Here is a 14,912-nt window from a genome sequence, read left to right as displayed (position 1 = left end):
CTCGTCCCCATCCCTGACACTATCTCTAATTTAAAATAGAATAAATAAACGGGCCAGGTCAAACCGCCCCGGCCGGCCCGCGCCGGTCAGCCCAGCTCGTTGCCGACCAGCGAGACGAAGGAGACGCAGGCCCCCGGCCGGCCACCCAGGTTGTGGGTGAGAGCGAGCCTGGGGTCGCTCAGCTGCCGTTGCCCGGCTTCGCCGCGGAACTGCAGCCAGCACTCGTAGAGCATCCGCAGCCCGCTGGCGCCGACCGGATGGCCGAAGGACTTCAGGCCGCCGTCCGGGTTGACCGCCAGCCGCCCGCCGAACTCGAAGGCACCGTCGAGGATGTCGCGCCACGCCTCGCCACGCTCGGCGAAGCCCAGGTCCTCCATCAGTACCAGTTCGGTGGGGGTGAAGCAGTCGTGCACCTCGGCCAGCGAGATCTCGGTGCGCGGATCGGTGATCCCGGCCTGCCGGTAGGCGTCCTGGGCACTGCGCACCACCTCGGGAAAGGTCGTGTAGTCGTATTCGGGATCCATCGCCGCACGGCCAGGCGCCGCCGTCAGCGACAGCGCCTTCACATACACCGGGTGGTCGGTGTAGAGATGGGCGTCCTCGGCACGGACGATCAGCGCGCAGGCGGCGCCGTCGGAGACCCCCGAGCAGTCGAACACCCCGAGCCGCCCGGCCACCAGCGGCGCCGCGGCGATCTTCTCCTTTGACACCCGGGAGCGGTACTGCGCCTTGGGGTTGAGCGCCCCGTTGGCGTGGTTCTTCCAGGCCACGTGGGTCATCGCCGCCCGCATCCGCGCGGGGTCGACGCCGTACCTCGCGCAGTAGGCGGGGTCGAGCAGTGAGAACGCGGCCGGCGCGGTGAGGGTGTTCTCCGCGGCCGTGCCGTCTCCGGGCGGGTCCATCCGGGTCAGCCCGGAGAAGCCCGAGTCCTTGAGCTTCTCCACCCCGACCGCCATGACCCGGTCGTAGGCTCCGGACGCCACCGCGTAGCAGGCGTTGCGAAACGCCTCCGAACCGGTCGCGCAGTAGTTCTCCACCCGGGTGACCGGCCGGTAGTCCAGGGCCAGCGCGCGGCTGAGGGTGAGACCGGACTGTCCGGAACCGAGCGTGCCGAGCCAGAACGCCTCCACGTCCGCCAGGTCTGTGCCGGGTACCGCGGCCACGCACTCCTCGACCGCGTCGATCAGCAGATCGTCGGTGGAGGAGGTCCAGTGCTCGCCGAACCGGGTGCATCCCATGGCCACGATCGCGACCCGGTCCTTGATTCCCCTTGCGCTCATCGCTCGTCCTCCACGGGCCGTGCCTTCCAGAAGTAGTTGTGCACTCCCTGGGTCGTGTGGAGCCTGCGAAACGTCGTCTCCACCCGCATTCCGATCGCCACCTCGTCCGGGACGGCGTCGGCCAGCTCCATCGTGTACCGCCCGCCGCCGTCGAAGTCGACCACGACGTCGATCAGCGGCGGCGAGGGAGAGTACGCCAGCCGGTCGGCGGTGAAGGTGACGACCGTGCCCCGCGCGCCCGACAGCGGGCGCGGCTCCATCTCGTCCACGGCTCCGCAGCCCTTGCAGACCCGCGCCGGAGGCAGGTGGACGAAACCGCAGCCGCGGCACCGCGACCCGGTGAACGCGAACTTCCACGCCTGCGACCTGGCCGAGGGCGGCCCCGCGGCCACCTCGGGTTCCGGTCGCCGGGGCGCCTCCCGGTCCAGCAGGCCACGCCAGGTGAGATAGGTGGTGTACGAGACATCTCGCCCGGCGGCGAGCTGCGCGGAGAGCGGGTGTGCCTGGCGCCCGCCCTCGATGCGGCCGGTGACCCGCAGTACCAGCGCGTCGCAGCCGTCCACGGCGGAGAGCACCAGCGCCGTCTCGCCGGGCGCCGCCCGGTCCAGGACCTCCGCCAGGCCCAGTCCGACGTCCGCCGCGCCCGCGTGACCCGGCGTCCCTCCCGCCGGAACCCGCGCGGGGAACAGCGCGGCCCCCCGCCTGACCACCAGCGGGTTCGGCGAGGAGAGCACCACGTGGTCGGGGGCGGCGACGCCCGCCTCCCGCAACGCGCGCCGTCCGGCCTCGGTCACCAGCGGCAGGTAGCTCTCCAGTCCGAAACGCTCCTCCCAGCGGCGGGCGGCCGGCTCGTCCGGCGTGCGCCAGCGGTCCAGGAACTCCGCGGTCACCGACACCCGGGCCACGATCTCGGCAACCGCCTCATCGGGGTCGCCGAACAGGAAGGCCGCGGCCCCGTCGGCCCCGTCGCGCTCGTCGGCCGAACCCGGCAGACCGGTCCGCACGTCGGCGAGTACGGCCAGCCCTCCGCTCGCGGCGGCGGCGAGCAGCGCGCCGGTGCCGGACCGCGCCGACCCGGCCAGGTCCACCGCGAAGCCGTCGGCGCCCAGACCGAGGGCCGCGTGCACGGCCGCGGCGTTGGTCTTGTCGAGGTAGGCGGGCGAGGTGGTGGCGAAGAAGATCGACTCTGGCCGCCCTCCCTCGCGCGGCAGCCGCCGCGCGGCCTCGATCCCCAGGGTGGTGCTGTCCTCGTCGAACGAGGCGGCCACCCGTGATCCGGTGCCGCCCCGGGTGCCGAGCGCGGTGCCCAGGTCGGCGTGCCGCAGCCGATGCCTGGGCAGGTAGGTGGCGTACGCCACGATCCCCTTCGGCGTGTTCACGAGACTCCCTCGAAGAGGGCGGCCATGCCCTGGCCGCCGCCGATGCACATGGTCTCCAGGCCGTACCCGCCACCCCGCCTGCGCAGTTCGTGCAGCATCGTGGTGAGCATGCGCACCCCGGTCGCGGCGATCGGGTGCCCGAGCGAGATGCCGGAGCCGTTGACGTTCAGCCGGTCGCTCAGCTCGGCCGGACCGGAGAACCCCCAGCCCCTGATGACGCCGAGCACCTGGCAGGCGAACGCCTCGTTCAGCTCCACCAGGTCGATGTCGTCGAACGTCACGCCGGTCGCGGCGAACAGCCTGGCCACGGCCGGCACCGGGCCGAGTCCCATGGTGGCCGGTTCGCAGCCGGCCGCCGCCCAGCCGACCAGGAATCCCAGCGGCTCCAGCCCGAGCTCGTCCAGCTTGTCCTCGGCCACCACCAGGCAGGCCGCGGCGGCGTCGTTCTGCTGGCTGGAGTTGCCCGCGGTCACGGTCCCGCCCGGCATCAGGGTCCGCAACCTGGCCAGCGTCTCGGGAGTGGTGTCCGGACGGATGCCCTCGTCGCGCTCGAACATGACCGGATCGCCGCGCCGCACCGGCACCTGGACGCCGACGATCTCGTCGTCGAAGGCCCCGGCATCCCGGGCCGCGGCGGCCCGGCGCTGGCTGCCCGCGGCGTAGTCGTCGGCCTCCTCACGGGTGATCCGGTACTGACGGGCGATGTTCTCGGCGGTCTCGATCATCCCGGAGATCCGGCCGAAGCGCCCTTCCGGCTGGGACCGCTCACGGCCCCGGTCCAGCCGGTCGTGCAGCTGCACGCCGCCGGAACGGCTGCCCCAGCGGACCTGGGTGGAGTAGTGCTCGATGTTGCTCATGCTCTCCACACCGCCGGCCACCACCACGTCGGCGGCTCCGGTCTGCACCATCATCGCGGCGGTGACCACGGCCTGCAGTCCGCCGCCGCAGCGCCGGTCGATCTGGAAGCCGGGGACGGCGACCGGCAGGCCCGCGTGCAGGGCGGCCCAGCGGCCCACACACGGCGTCTCGGAGTTGGCGTAGGACTGGGCCATCGCCACGTCGTCGATCCGCTCGGGGTCGATGCCCGAGCGCGCGAGGACGGCCCTGATGACCGTGGCCGCCAGGTCCTCCACCGGCACCGGGCGCAGGGTTCCACCGAAGGCGCCGACCGGCGTGCGGACCGGGGCGACGATCGCGGCTCTTCTCATTGACAGCATTCCTTCTCGAGCGCGGGGCGATGGTCGGGGTGGGCGATGGCGAGCATCCGGGCGCGCCGCTCGTCCAGGGACAGCCCGCGCAGGTCGGCGACTCCGTACTCGGTGACGATGATCCCGGCGTCGGCGCGGGACGTGCTGACCGGCCCGCTCAGGTTCGCCACGATCCGGCTGGCGCTCTTCGCGGTGGAGGTCAGCGCCACGATGGGCAGGCCGCCTCGGGAGCGGGCCGCCCCGCGCAGGAAGTCGATCGCACCGCCGACTGCGCCGACGTACGATCCGCGCGCGACCTCGGCGTTGATCTGACCGGACAGGTCGACCTCGATCGCCGAGTTGATCGCGACGAGGCGCTCCTGGGCCGCGAGCACCTCGGGATCATGGGTGTGGCGGGTGTCGCGCAGCTCGATCGCCGGGTTGCCGTGGGCGTAGCGGAACAACCGCGACGTTCCCATCAGCGTTCCGGTTACCGTACGGCCCCGGCCGACGGTCTTGCGGGCGCCGGTGATCACTCCGGCCTCCATCAGGTCGGCGACGGCGTCCCCGATCTGGCCGGAGTGCACACCGAGGTCACGGCGGTCGGCCAGCCGGGCGACGATCGCCTCGGGCAGCGCGCCAAGCCCGAGCTGCAGGGTCGCGCCGTCCTCGATCAGGCCGGCGACGTGCCCGGCGACGCGCTCCTCGGCGTCACCGGGCACACTCTTGACGATCTCGGCCGGCGGCCGGGAGGTGAACACGATCACATCCAGGTCGGCGGCGGTGAGCGTGCGCGCCCCGTGCGTCCAGGGCACCTGGTCGTTCACCTCCGCGATGACCACGCGTGCCCTGTCGATCGCGGCGGACAGGTAGTCGTCGGCCATGCCGAGGCTGTGGCGACCGGCGCCGTCCGCGGGCGAGAGCTGGACCAGGGCGACGTCGACGGGAAGGGCCCCGCTCTCGATGAGATCCGGCAGCGTCGAGTAGTGACACGGCAGGATGTCCAAGGCGCCGGCCCGGTGCAGTGCGCGGTTGCCGCCGCCACCGCAGTAGGACAGGAACGACACGTGGTCGGCGTGCTCCGGGCGGATCGTGTCCGAGGCGGGCAGCCCGAGGAAGCACCGGAAGCCGCCGATCTCGGCGCGCTGCTCGATGAGCCGCCCGGTCAGGGTGAGCGGCTCGGCGCAGGCCTGTCCCCACATGACCGCGTCGCCGGGACGGACGTGGGCCGTGAGGTCCAGCCGCCCGGCTTCTTCGAGGACCTCAGTCATCGGCGGGCCTGTCGCTCCAGCGACCGGCCGAGGGGTCCAGCAACTCCCGCGCCCGCTCGTCGGAGAGCCAGACGACGGACTCCAGTTCCAGCGCGTCCAGGTAGCGCACCCGGCCGCCACGCAGGTCCTCGACGCGCAATCGTGGCCCGTTGGCGTCGGTGTCGAGGCTCACGGCCACCTCGGCAAACTCGCTGGCGATGATCCACTGATCCACTGCCGGACTCCTTCAGATGAGGAAGGCCAGGGTGGAAAGCGCCTCCGCGCTGTTCACCAGGACCACCTTCTTGTAGGCCAGCCGGATGTCGTCCTCGACGCGGCGCAGCCGGTAGGTGACGCGGCCCGACCACAGGGTGGTCCCCCGCTCGCGGGACTCGACGAGCACGAAGTTCGCCTCGGCCACGGTGTCGGTTCCCTCGACACCGACCACCTCGACGTTGGAGATCAGCCGCCGCATGTTCGACGGCGGCGACTGGGAGTAGCGCTTGCCCGTCTTGAGCTGGCTGATCCGCGTCCTGATGCGGCTGCGGTTGTCGTAGATCACTGACATCTGCGACCTGGGGTCGGTGTCGGGGCCTCCGGCGGGCACCCAGTAGAGCGCGTCGTCGGTCCACAGGGCCTCCCATCCGTCGTAGTCGTGCTCGTCGGCGAGCCGTGCCTCGCGATAGAGGAACCGCTCGATCTCACCGAGTTCCGGACTGCTCACCGCGCGGCCCCCTCTTCCATCAGACCCCGGTAGTGCGACCAGAAGCCGCGCATCCCGGTCTCGTCGTTGGCGGCGCCGATCCGGAAACCGTTCTCGTCGATGCGCTCGCGGCCCACGCCGCGGCGGATGTCGAGCCATTCGGGCCGCCGGGCGGCCATGCCGCGCTGGTTGCGCTCGTACATCTCCGAGTCGTCGGCCAGCAGCATCCCCGCGGGACCGACCGAGCCGACGCACTGCGAGAGCAGCCTGCCGTTCATCTCCGGCGCGCCCTTGAGCTGCACCGCGGTGACGTTCTGCACGGTCTCGTCGACCGCCGTCGGCTGGATCATGAAAACACTGATCTCGGCGATGAACAGGTTGGGGAAGACCATGACGTGTGGTGCGCCCTCGATGAGGATCTCCTCGGCCTGCTCGCCGTGGAGCGCGCGCATCTTCGCCACGTAGTCGGGGACCCTGGCCTCGGAGGTGCCGAACCAGCCCATGGGGCGGGCGGCCCGGCGGAACTCCGGACGCAGGTCGTTCTCGCTGTGGCCGCCGCCGAGGTCACGGGTGACGGCTGTCGACTTGTCGCTGTAGAGGGCTCCGATGGGGCTGCCGGTGACGCTGAAGACCGAGCCGTGCACGAACTGCGGGTGGTAGCCGTCGGTCTCGTTCTCGACCAGCAGCTTCCAGTTCGCCTTTGCACGGTGCCTGAGCCAGCCGGCGGTGAGCTCGACCTCTCCCTCGGGGGAGAGCCTGGCCAGCCGGTCCAGTTCGCCCGCCGCGGCGCCGAGGTGCTCCTTCAGGGTCGGCCCCTCGGCGGCGAAGCTGGCGAACACGAAGCCCTGGTAGGTGTCCACCCGGGGCACCCGGCCGAGGCCGAGTTCGAGTTTGTTCTTACCGCCGTACCCCTGGTTGTAGGGATATCCGAGCAGTTCACCGGTGTTGCGGTAGGTCCAGCCGTGGTAGGGGCAGCGGAAGGCACTGGAGTTGCCCCGCCGGTCCTCGCAGACCAGGTTGCCCCGGTGCGCGCACCGGTTGAGCAGCAGGCCGACCTCGCCGTCCGCGCTCCTGGTCATGATGACGTCCTGGGCGGCGACGTTCTTGCGCACGTAGTCGCCGGGCTGCGCCACCTCGCTCACGTGCCCGACGCACACCCAGGTGCGGTACCAGATCCGTTCGAGCTCTTCCGCGAAGATCTCCGGGTCGGTGTACAGCGAACCGTGCACCCTCTCGGGCTGGATCAGCTCCGAGTACTGGACGGTCACGACTTCCCTCCTTCAATACGTGCCTTGGCCTGCTGAACAAGCCGAAATTTCTGGATTTTTCCGGTCGGCGTGGTCGGCAGCTCCGACGGCTCCGCGAAGAGCACGTGCTTGGGCACCTTGAAACGGGCCAGGTTCTCCTTGCAGAACGCGATGATCTCGTCCGCGTCGAGCCTCACCCCCGGCTCTGGAACGATCCAGACGCAACCGGTCTCGCCCCACCTGTCGTCGGGCACGCCGATCGCGTACGCCTGGCTGATGCCCGGCCGCGCGGTGAGCAGTTCCTCGATCTCCTTGGGCATCACCAGCTCGCCGCCGCTCTTGTAGAGCTCCTTGCTGCGGCCGGTGAGCACCAGGTAGCCGTCCTCGCGGACGATGCCCAGGTCACCCGAGTACACCCAGCCGTCCCGCAGGGCGAGCGCGCTCTCCTCGGGCTTGTTCCAGAAGCCCAGCATGTGCGTCGGCCCGGTGGAGACGAGTTCGCCCTCGGCGCCGGCCGGCAGGAACTCCCCCGTCACCGGGTCGACGGTCCGGTAGACACAGATGTCACCGGGGAGCCCGGCGACGCCGGCGAGCTTGGGCCGGCCGACGGTGGCGGAGGCGCGCTCCAGCGGGTCCTCGGGCAGGGACATCGTCATCGCCCCGCCACACTCGGTCATGCCGTAGCCGGTGACCAGCTCGGTGACCCCGAGCTCGGCGCGGACCCGCTCCCAGAGCCAGATCGGGGAGGGCGCGGCACCGGACAGCACGGCGAACAGCGAGGACAGGTCCCGGGTGAGCCGGTCGGGGTGCTCGAGCAGCGCGACGGTCATGGTCGGCACACACAGGATCTCGGTGGCCCGGTGGCGTTCGATCCCCTCGAAGTAGCCGGCCGGGCTGAACGCGGTCTGCGGGATGATCGCCCCGCCCACCATCATGGCCGCGAGCAGGCCCTCGACGTAACCGAACATGTGGTAGCAGGGCAGCGAGAACAGGATGCGCCGGCCGTCCTCGAAGGCCCTGCTCAGCGCCGAGGCGTAGGCGGTGCGCTGCACCGCGTCGTGGGTGACCATCACGCCCTTGGGCGAGCCGGTGGTGCCCGAGGTGTAGAGGATGTCCCCGAGATCGTCGGGGGTCCGCGTTCCGGGTGCGGCCCCGCCGGGTGCGCCCGCGCCCAGCTCGCCGAGGCCGTCCACGGTCAGCACCCCGTCGCGGGTCCGCCCGTCGGTGGGGAGCAGCACGACCTGGCGCAGGTCCGGCAGCGCCTCGCCGCCTTCGCGCTCCCAGCCGGGGGCGATGGCGTCGAGCATGTCCAGGTAGTCCAGCCCGGCGAAACCGGTCATGGTGATCAGTACGTTGCACTCGGACTGGGCCAGGACGTAGGCGAGCTCATCCTGCCGGTACAGGTAGTTGAAGGGGATCGCGACCGCACCGGTCCTGGCGATCGCGAACTTCAGCGGGACGAACTCCAGGTAGTTGGCCATCAGCAGACCGACCCGGTCGCCCGGCCGGACCCCGAGTGCCGCCAGTCCGTCCGCCAGCCGGGCCGACCACTCGGCGGCTTCGGCGTAGCCGAGGGTCCGCTCGTCGGTCAGGACGAGGGGGCGGTCGCCGAACTCCTGCGCGCAGCGCTCCAGCCGACCGTCAAGGGTTAGCGGCGTCCACTCGGGGAAACGCCTGCTCAGCTGCTCACGGCGCTCGCCGACGCTCGGAATCATAGGATACCTCCTGAATTATATAATCTTAATTAGATTAATTTGTCAACGCGCACGCATGCCCGGCGGCAGCGGCAGGAAGGGGCACCCGCCGCGGAACTGCCGACGGGACGGTCTGCACGTGGTGTCCACGGAGCTCGCCGCCATGGCGCGGCGCCACCCCCGGGCGGCACCGGGTTACGGGCGGTCGACACCGTGCAGGCGGCTCAGGCTACATAAGGCAGATTAAAAAAGTAAGAGCCTCCGCGGAAGGGATTCCGCACGGCGAGCCCTCCGGCGGTCCCGCGGGGCGACAGGGTCGGTCACCTGCCGAGGAAGACCGGCGGCCGTCGCTCATGGAACGCCGCCACGCCTTCGGCGAAGTCATCGGTGTCGAACAGGCGAACCTGGTGGTCGACCTCGCGCGCCAGCACCTCGTACGGATCGGACGGCCCCTCGACGAGCATCGACTTGATCGCGGCGAGGGCCAGCGGCGGCGCCGCGGCGAGCCTCTCCGCGTCGGCGAGCGCGGCCTCAAGCGCGGCGCCCGGCTCGGCGAGGACGTCGGCCAGGCCCATCTCCAGCGCCTCCGCCCCCTTGACGGCCCGGGGTAGCATGAGCAGCCGGCGCGCCCTGGCCAGCCCCGCGCGCCTGCTCAGCGACCAGAGGATGCCCAGGTCACCGGCGAGACCCACCCGGGTGAAGGTCGGGTTGAAGACGGCGTCGGAGGCGGCGACCACCTGGTCGCAGGCGAGGGCCAGCGACGCCCCGGCCCCGAAGGCGAAGCCCTCGACCGCGGCCAGCACGGGCTTGGGGCCGGACCAGATCGCGCGCACGATGCGCTGCGCCGCCTCCGCCCTCGGCCTGCTCTCCTCGGCCGACCGGCGGCGCATGGTGGAGATGTCACCCCCGGAGCAGAACGTGCCGCCCGCCCCGGTCAGCACGATCACCCGCACCGTACCGTCGGCCATCGCCTCCTCGATCCGCTCGGCGAGCGTGATCCGCAGCTCAAGGTCGATGGCATTGCGAAGGCGCGGCCGGTTCAGGGTCAGCACCCGTACGGCACCACTCTCCCCCACCAGGACGCAGTCACCCTCGGCGATCTCACCGGCCCGCTCCGACATGTTCCCCACCCTCAACTTTTGAATTTATTTTCAAATAATAGAGTAGGGGCGATTCGGACTTCGAGACAAGCCACCGATGCTGAGGAGACGACGCATGACGATCGCAGAGCAGCCCGAGGACTGGACCGAGCCGGGTGCCCATCCGGTATTGCCGGGGGTCCATCGGGTGCCGCTGCCGCTCCCCTCCAACGGTTTGCACGCGGTGAACGCCTACCTGATCGAGAGCCCGGAAGGCCCGGTGGTCGTCGACTCGGGATGGGCGATGCCGGACACCGAGAAGGCACTGGCCCAGGCGCTGGGAACGCTGGGACACCGGCTGGCGGACGTGGCCGGCATCCTGGTGACCCATGCCCACTGGGACCACTACTCCCAGGCCCTGAGGTTGCGCGAGACCTTCGGCACCCGGGTGCGGATCGGCCGCGGCGAGCAGCCCTCCATCGAGGCCTTCGACGAGGAGAAGGGACTCTACCCCCGCCAGATCGAGCTGCTGCGCCGCTGCGGGGCCCCGGAGATCGCCGGCCGCGTCGCCGCCACCGAGAGCCACGAGTACGAGCGCGACCTGCCGTGGAAGCACCCCGACGGCTGGCTGGACGACGGCGAGCGGATGTCTCTCGGCCCCGTCGAACTCGACGTGTTCGCCACGCCGGGACACACCAGGGGGCACGTGGTGCTGCGCGACGCCGCGGCCGGCCTGCTGTTCGCCGGTGACCACGTGCTCCCGCACATCACCCCGTCCCTCGGTCTGGAGGTCGTCCCGGAGCCCAAGCCGCTGCGGAGCTATCTCGACTCCCTGCGGCTGGTCCGGGAGATGCCCGACACCCTGCTGCTGCCCGCGCACGGACCGGTCACCCCCAGCGTCCACACCCGGATCGAGGAGTTGCTGGCCCACCACGAGGAGCGGCTGGACGCCTGCGCACACGAGATCAAGACCGGGGCGCGGACGGCGTACGAGGTGGCCGTGGCCATGCCGTGGACCCGCCGCCGGCGCAGGCTGGAGGACCTCGACCTGTTCAGCCAGATGCTCGCCGTGCTGGAGACCGACGCCCATCTGGACGTGCTGACCGACCAGGGCGTGCTCGTCGCCGCCGACCTGGACGGCGGTGTCCGCGCCTACGCGCCGTCCTGAACGCCGCCCATCCGGAACCTGCGGGCGCACAGGTCTCGGATGGAGGGGTCAGCGGCCGGTGAAGAGCGGGCTCCGGCGTTCGATGACGGCGGCCAGCCCCTCGCGCGCGTCGGCGGTGCCGGACAGGTCGGCGACCGTACGGGCCTCCTCGGGCAGCCTGGCCTCCACGTTCGCCCCCAGGCCGTCCCAGAGCAGCCGCTTGGTGGCGGCCAGCGCCCTGGGGGCGCCGGCGGCGAGCGCGCGCGCCAGTGCGAGGCCCTCGTCGAGCAGGGTGTCGTCGGTGACCACCTTCGTGATCAGGCCGATCTCAAGGGCCTCGGCAGCGGTGAGGACCGGGTTGGTCAGGGTGATCTCCATCGCCTTGCGGAGCCCGACCAGCCGGGGAAGGGTGACCGAGACGCCGGCGTCGGGCGCCATGCCCACCCGGGTGGCCCCGGCCATGAACTTCGCGGACTCGGCGGCGATCACCAGGTCCGCCGCGCACACCAGGCCGAACCCGCCACCGCCGGCCGCGAAGCCGTGCACCGCGGCCACCACCGGGGCCTGCAGCCGCATCAGCGCCGAGACCGAGACCTGCAGCCAGGAGGTGGCCTCACGCAGGTAGTCGGGCAGCCCCTCGCCCCTGGCCGCGAAAGTCTTGACGTCACCGCCGGCGCAGAAGTTACGCCCCTCTCCGGTGAGCAGTACGGCGCGCACGTCCGGCTCACCGTGACAGCGCATCACTGCCGCGTGCAGCCCTCTCAGGAAGGGCACGTCCATCCCGTTGGCCGCCTCGGGACGGTTCAGCCGCAGGCGCGCCACCCCGCCGGAGTCGAGGTCCAGCAGTACCGGGCCGGAGTCGATCAGTTCACGTGTCATCAGATCTCCTTGAGCGTGGAAACTCCGGGCTCCGCGCCCGGGGGGAAGGTCAAGCTCGCTTGAAAGAGGCGATGCCCGCCGCGGCGGCCTGCCCGCCGAGATGGTCGAGCACGGTCTCCAGCTCGAGCGCCAGCCCCTCCTCGGGGGGCAGGTCAAGCCCGGTGCGGACCAGGCGCTTGATCCGGGTCAGGGCGTCGCGGTCGCGACCGGCCATCCGCGTGACGAACGCGTTCACCTCCTCGTCGAAACCGTCCGCGGGCAGCGACCGGTAGGCCAGCCCCCAGGCGACCGCCTCGGCCGCGGACAACCGCTCGCCGCTGAGAATGTGCCCGAGGGCACGCTGCCGGCCGACCAGCCGGGGCAGCCGCTGGGTGCTGCCACCGCCGGGCACCTGCCCGAACCTGGCGTGGTTGTCGGCGATCTTCGCGTTCTCGTGCACCAGCACGACGTCGCACGCCTGCATGAGTTCGAAACCGCCGGCCATCGCGTACCCCTCGACGGCGGCGACCACCGGTACCGGCAGCTCCGCGATGGCGGCACAGGCCCGGCCGAAGTTCGAGAACAGCGGGCGCATCGCCTCCCTTCCGGCGACACGCAGCCGTTCGAGCTCGTTGAAGTCACCGCCGACCGAGAAGTTCCCGCCCGCCCCTCGCAGCAGGACGACGTTCACCCGGTCCGCGATCCCGGTCAGCACCCGCTCCAGTTCGCCGCCGAGTTCGACGGTGATCGCGTTCATCGCCTTCGGGCGGTTCAGGATGACGTGCCCCACCTCGCCGTCCACCCGGCTCAGCACGACCTCTCCGCTGTCCTGCCCACTGGTTCGCTCGCTCACATCAACCTCCCGCCCCCGACTTCGAGCACCGTGCCGGTCAGGTAACTCGCCAGGTCGGAGGCGAGGAACAGCACCGCCCCCGCGACCTCGCGCGGCTCACCGGCCCGCTTCATCGGGATGTCGGCCTCCCGGGCGGCGAAGACCTCCGGCGGCATGGCCTCGGTCATCGCGGTCCTGATGAGGCCCGGCTGCACGGCGTTGACCCGGACGCCGCGGTGCGCCAGCTCCTTGGCGGCTGCCTTGGTGAGGCCGACGATGCCGGCCTTGGCCGCGCTGTAGTTGGTCTGGCCCGGGTTGCCGGACTTCCCCGACAGGGAGGAGATGTTGACGATCGAGCCGGCGCCGGCCTCGCGCATCACCGCCGCGGCGGCCCGCACGCCCAGCCAGGTGCCGCGCAGATGGACGTTGATCACCGCGTCGAAGTCCTGCACCGTCATCTTCTTCAGCGAGGCGTCCCTGGTGATGCCGGCGTTGTTGACGAAGACGTCCAGCGATCCGAACCGCTCGACGGTCTCCGCGACGAGCGCCTCGACCTGGGTCTCGTCGGTGACGTCACAGCCGCGCGCCCAGACGCTCCGCCCGTCTCCGAGCCCGGCCGCCGCCGCGGCCGCCTCGTCGGCGTCCCGGTCGGCCAGGACGACCCTGGCGCCGTGTTCGTGCAGCAGCCGGGCGATCTCCATCCCGATACCCCGCGCCGCGCCCGTCACGATCGCTGTACGGCCCGCCACCAGCCCTGTCCCGCTCATCCGAAGTACCTCACGACCGACTCGGCCACGCACACCGGCTTCTCCACTCCGGCCGCCTCGACGGTGCTGGACAGCACCGCCTGGACCGCGCCGTCCAGCGGGGTGACCTCAACCAGCCGCGAGGTCGCCCGGAGCTTCGAGCCCACCGGGACCGGCGCGGGGAAGCGCACCTTGTTCAGGCCGTAGTTGACCGCCATCCGAAGGCCGTCGACCCGGTAGATCTGCTTGAGGAACACCGGGAGCAGCGACAGCGTGAGATGGCCGTGCGCGATCGTCCCCCCGAACGGGCCGTCCTTGGCCCGGTCCACATCGACGTGGATCCACTGGTGGTCACCGGTGGCGTCGGCGAATCCGTTGACCCGCTCCTGCTCGACGGCAAGCCAGTCGCTGGTGCCCAGTACCTCGCCGCTCGCCCTGGCGAACTCGTCGAGGTCGTTGAAAATCCTCATGTTCCCTCCTCGGGCGGGGGTGCCCACACACCGGCCGCCTGTTCTAATCTAGATTAGATAAGAATCTGGTCACAAGGCCGGGGTCCCAACATGACCCTCGACGACCTCGGCCCGTCCGGCCCGAGAGCATCCGGCCCCAGCGCGAAGGAACCCAGCGACATGGATCTTGGTCTCACCGGTGCTCGAGTCCTGGTGACCGGCGGCGCCTCCAACATCGGACGGGGCATCGTGCACGGCTTCGCGGCCGAAGGCGCGCGGATCGCCATCTGCGACCTCGACGGAGACCAGGCCGACAGGGTCCGCGGCGAGGCCCTGGAGCTCGGAGCCACCGAGGCCGTCGTGGTACGGGCCGATCTGGCCGAGACGGGGGCGGCCACCCGTGCCGCCCACCGGGTGCTGGAGGTCTGGGACGGCATCGACGTCATGGTGAACAACGCGGGCATCAGCATCCCCGGGTTCGTCGCCGAGCACACCGACCGGGCGCAGTGGCAGCGCACCTTCGAGGTCAACCTCTTCGCCGCGATCGAATGCACCCAGGCCGTGCTCGCGCCGATGCGCGAGGCCGGTGCTGGATCCCTGGTGTACATCGCCAGCGACGCCGCGTTCGGCGAGATCCGGCAGGCCGTCTACGGGGCCTCGAAGGCGGGGATCCTAGCCCTGGCCAGGACGACCGCCAAGGAGCACGGCCGGCACGGCATCCGCTCCAACGTGGTCTGCCCCGGCCTGGTCATCCCCGAGGGCCCCGAGGCCGTCGGCGCCACCAGCCTGTGGGCGGGCGGCCAGGATGCGATCTTCAACGACCGCCAGGTCGAGCACATGCTCAAGGCCACCCCGCTGCGCCGGCTGACCACCGCCCGCGACATCGCCGACGCCGTCGTCTGGCTCGCCTCCCCGGCGGCGGCCCGCCAGGTCACCGGACAGGTGATCTCGGTCAGCGGCGGCTACGCGATGCCCTGAGCCGGGTGTGCGGGGCCGCGCCGGTCCGGCGCGGGCCCCCACCCCCCGCAGTATAGACGGGGCGGCCCGCGCCCGGGGGTGAA

General features: G+C 71.2%; 15 protein-coding genes. 2 read left to right on the top strand and 13 right to left on the bottom strand.

The window, feature by feature from the left end; translation table 11 throughout:
- Window positions 1–86 precede the first annotated feature (86 nt).
- The 9 genes from AB0J58_RS27815 to AB0J58_RS27775 form a co-directional block, all read right to left on the bottom strand.
- On the bottom strand, window positions 87–1,280 hold the full coding sequence (locus AB0J58_RS27815) for an acetyl-CoA acetyltransferase (RefSeq protein ID WP_364220778.1): 1,194 nt from the start codon (window positions 1,278–1,280) through the stop codon (window positions 87–89).
- Window positions 1,277–2,659, bottom strand: a complete 1,383-nt coding sequence (locus tag AB0J58_RS27810; RefSeq protein ID WP_364220775.1) for an OB-fold domain-containing protein — start codon at window positions 2,657–2,659, stop codon at window positions 1,277–1,279. The genes AB0J58_RS27815 and AB0J58_RS27810 overlap by 4 nt, the downstream gene beginning before the upstream one ends.
- Window positions 2,656–3,867 (bottom strand): acetyl-CoA C-acetyltransferase, encoded by a 1,212-nt coding sequence (locus tag AB0J58_RS27805; protein ID WP_364220773.1) that lies wholly within the window; start codon window positions 3,865–3,867, stop codon window positions 2,656–2,658. Before AB0J58_RS27805 ends, AB0J58_RS27810 begins: the two co-directional genes overlap by 4 nt.
- On the bottom strand, window positions 3,864–5,117 hold the full coding sequence (locus AB0J58_RS27800) for an acetyl-CoA hydrolase/transferase C-terminal domain-containing protein (RefSeq protein ID WP_364220770.1): 1,254 nt from the start codon (window positions 5,115–5,117) through the stop codon (window positions 3,864–3,866). The genes AB0J58_RS27805 and AB0J58_RS27800 overlap by 4 nt, the downstream gene beginning before the upstream one ends.
- Window positions 5,110–5,331 carry a hypothetical protein gene (locus tag AB0J58_RS27795; protein ID WP_364220767.1) on the bottom strand — a complete coding sequence of 74 codons (222 nt, stop codon included), beginning with the start codon at window positions 5,329–5,331 and terminating at the stop codon, window positions 5,110–5,112. Before AB0J58_RS27795 ends, AB0J58_RS27800 begins: the two co-directional genes overlap by 8 nt.
- Window positions 5,332–5,343: 12 nt before the next feature.
- A complete protein-coding gene (locus AB0J58_RS27790; protein WP_364220764.1) occupies window positions 5,344–5,820 on the bottom strand; it encodes an aromatic-ring-hydroxylating dioxygenase subunit beta in 477 nt (158 codons plus the stop codon).
- A complete protein-coding gene (locus AB0J58_RS27785; RefSeq protein ID WP_364220761.1) occupies window positions 5,817–7,067 on the bottom strand; it encodes an aromatic ring-hydroxylating dioxygenase subunit alpha in 1,251 nt (416 codons plus the stop codon). The genes AB0J58_RS27790 and AB0J58_RS27785 overlap by 4 nt, the downstream gene beginning before the upstream one ends.
- Window positions 7,064–8,761, bottom strand: coding sequence for an AMP-binding protein (locus AB0J58_RS27780; protein WP_364220759.1), 1,698 nt, complete (start codon window positions 8,759–8,761; stop codon window positions 7,064–7,066). Before AB0J58_RS27780 ends, AB0J58_RS27785 begins: the two co-directional genes overlap by 4 nt.
- A 299-nt stretch (window positions 8,762–9,060) precedes the next feature.
- On the bottom strand, window positions 9,061–9,861 hold the full coding sequence (locus tag AB0J58_RS27775; RefSeq protein ID WP_364220756.1) for an enoyl-CoA hydratase-related protein: 801 nt from the start codon (window positions 9,859–9,861) through the stop codon (window positions 9,061–9,063).
- A 94-nt stretch (window positions 9,862–9,955) separates the two neighbouring features.
- Between AB0J58_RS27775 and AB0J58_RS27770 the strand changes: the two genes are divergently transcribed.
- On the top strand, window positions 9,956–10,987 hold the full coding sequence (locus AB0J58_RS27770) for an MBL fold metallo-hydrolase (protein WP_364220753.1): 1,032 nt from the start codon (window positions 9,956–9,958) through the stop codon (window positions 10,985–10,987).
- 48 nt (window positions 10,988–11,035) lie between these two features.
- On the opposite strand, the gene AB0J58_RS27765 is transcribed toward AB0J58_RS27770, so the two are convergent.
- Genes AB0J58_RS27765 through AB0J58_RS27750 form a run of 4 tightly spaced genes read right to left on the bottom strand, consistent with a single transcriptional unit; the run spans window position 11,036 to window position 13,872 of the window.
- Window positions 11,036–11,845: an enoyl-CoA hydratase-related protein gene (locus AB0J58_RS27765; protein WP_364220750.1), complete on the bottom strand. Its 810-nt coding sequence runs from the start codon at window positions 11,843–11,845 to the stop codon at window positions 11,036–11,038.
- A 49-nt stretch (window positions 11,846–11,894) separates the two neighbouring features.
- Window positions 11,895–12,677, bottom strand: a complete 783-nt coding sequence (locus tag AB0J58_RS27760) for an enoyl-CoA hydratase/isomerase family protein (RefSeq protein ID WP_364220747.1) — start codon at window positions 12,675–12,677, stop codon at window positions 11,895–11,897.
- Window positions 12,674–13,423, bottom strand: coding sequence for a 3-oxoacyl-ACP reductase FabG (fabG, locus tag AB0J58_RS27755; protein ID WP_364220744.1), 750 nt, complete (start codon window positions 13,421–13,423; stop codon window positions 12,674–12,676). Before fabG ends, AB0J58_RS27760 begins: the two co-directional genes overlap by 4 nt.
- Window positions 13,420–13,872, bottom strand: coding sequence for a MaoC family dehydratase (locus AB0J58_RS27750; protein ID WP_364220741.1), 453 nt, complete (start codon window positions 13,870–13,872; stop codon window positions 13,420–13,422). Before AB0J58_RS27750 ends, fabG begins: the two co-directional genes overlap by 4 nt.
- A 159-nt stretch (window positions 13,873–14,031) precedes the next feature.
- On the opposite strand from AB0J58_RS27750, the gene AB0J58_RS27745 reads away from it, so the two are divergent.
- Complete coding sequence (locus AB0J58_RS27745) at window positions 14,032–14,829, top strand: SDR family NAD(P)-dependent oxidoreductase (RefSeq protein WP_364220738.1); 798 nt, start codon at window positions 14,032–14,034, stop codon at window positions 14,827–14,829.
- The last annotated feature ends 83 nt before the right edge of the window (window positions 14,830–14,912 follow it).

The organism is Streptosporangium sp. NPDC049644 (assembly GCF_040675205.1).
Lineage (GTDB): Bacteria > Actinomycetota > Actinomycetes > Streptosporangiales > Streptosporangiaceae > Streptosporangium > Streptosporangium fukuiense.
Note: the sequence above shows the minus strand (reverse complement) of the source record. Positions and strands in the feature narration are given on the sequence as shown.

Bases quoted from the DNA above. Each gene is read 5' to 3' on its own strand.
- AB0J58_RS27750 (WP_364220741.1), bottom strand. From the start codon at position 13,872: ATGAGGATTTTCAACGACCTCGACGAGTTCGCCAGGGCGAGCGGCGAG.
- AB0J58_RS27780 (WP_364220759.1), bottom strand. From the start codon at position 8,761: ATGATTCCGAGCGTCGGCGAGCGCCGTGAGCAGCTGAGCAGGCGTTTC.
- fabG (WP_364220744.1), bottom strand. From the start codon at position 13,423: ATGAGCGGGACAGGGCTGGTGGCGGGCCGTACAGCGATCGTGACGGGC.
- AB0J58_RS27800 (WP_364220770.1), bottom strand. From the start codon at position 5,117: ATGACTGAGGTCCTCGAAGAAGCCGGGCGGCTGGACCTCACGGCCCAC.
- AB0J58_RS27805 (WP_364220773.1), bottom strand. From the start codon at position 3,867: ATGAGAAGAGCCGCGATCGTCGCCCCGGTCCGCACGCCGGTCGGCGCC.
- AB0J58_RS27765 (WP_364220750.1), bottom strand. From the start codon at position 11,845: ATGACACGTGAACTGATCGACTCCGGCCCGGTACTGCTGGACCTCGAC.
- AB0J58_RS27770 (WP_364220753.1), top strand. From the start codon at position 9,956: ATGACGATCGCAGAGCAGCCCGAGGACTGGACCGAGCCGGGTGCCCAT.
- AB0J58_RS27775 (WP_364220756.1), bottom strand. From the start codon at position 9,861: ATGTCGGAGCGGGCCGGTGAGATCGCCGAGGGTGACTGCGTCCTGGTG.
- AB0J58_RS27745 (WP_364220738.1), top strand. From the start codon at position 14,032: ATGGATCTTGGTCTCACCGGTGCTCGAGTCCTGGTGACCGGCGGCGCC.
- AB0J58_RS27815 (WP_364220778.1), bottom strand. From the start codon at position 1,280: ATGAGCGCAAGGGGAATCAAGGACCGGGTCGCGATCGTGGCCATGGGA.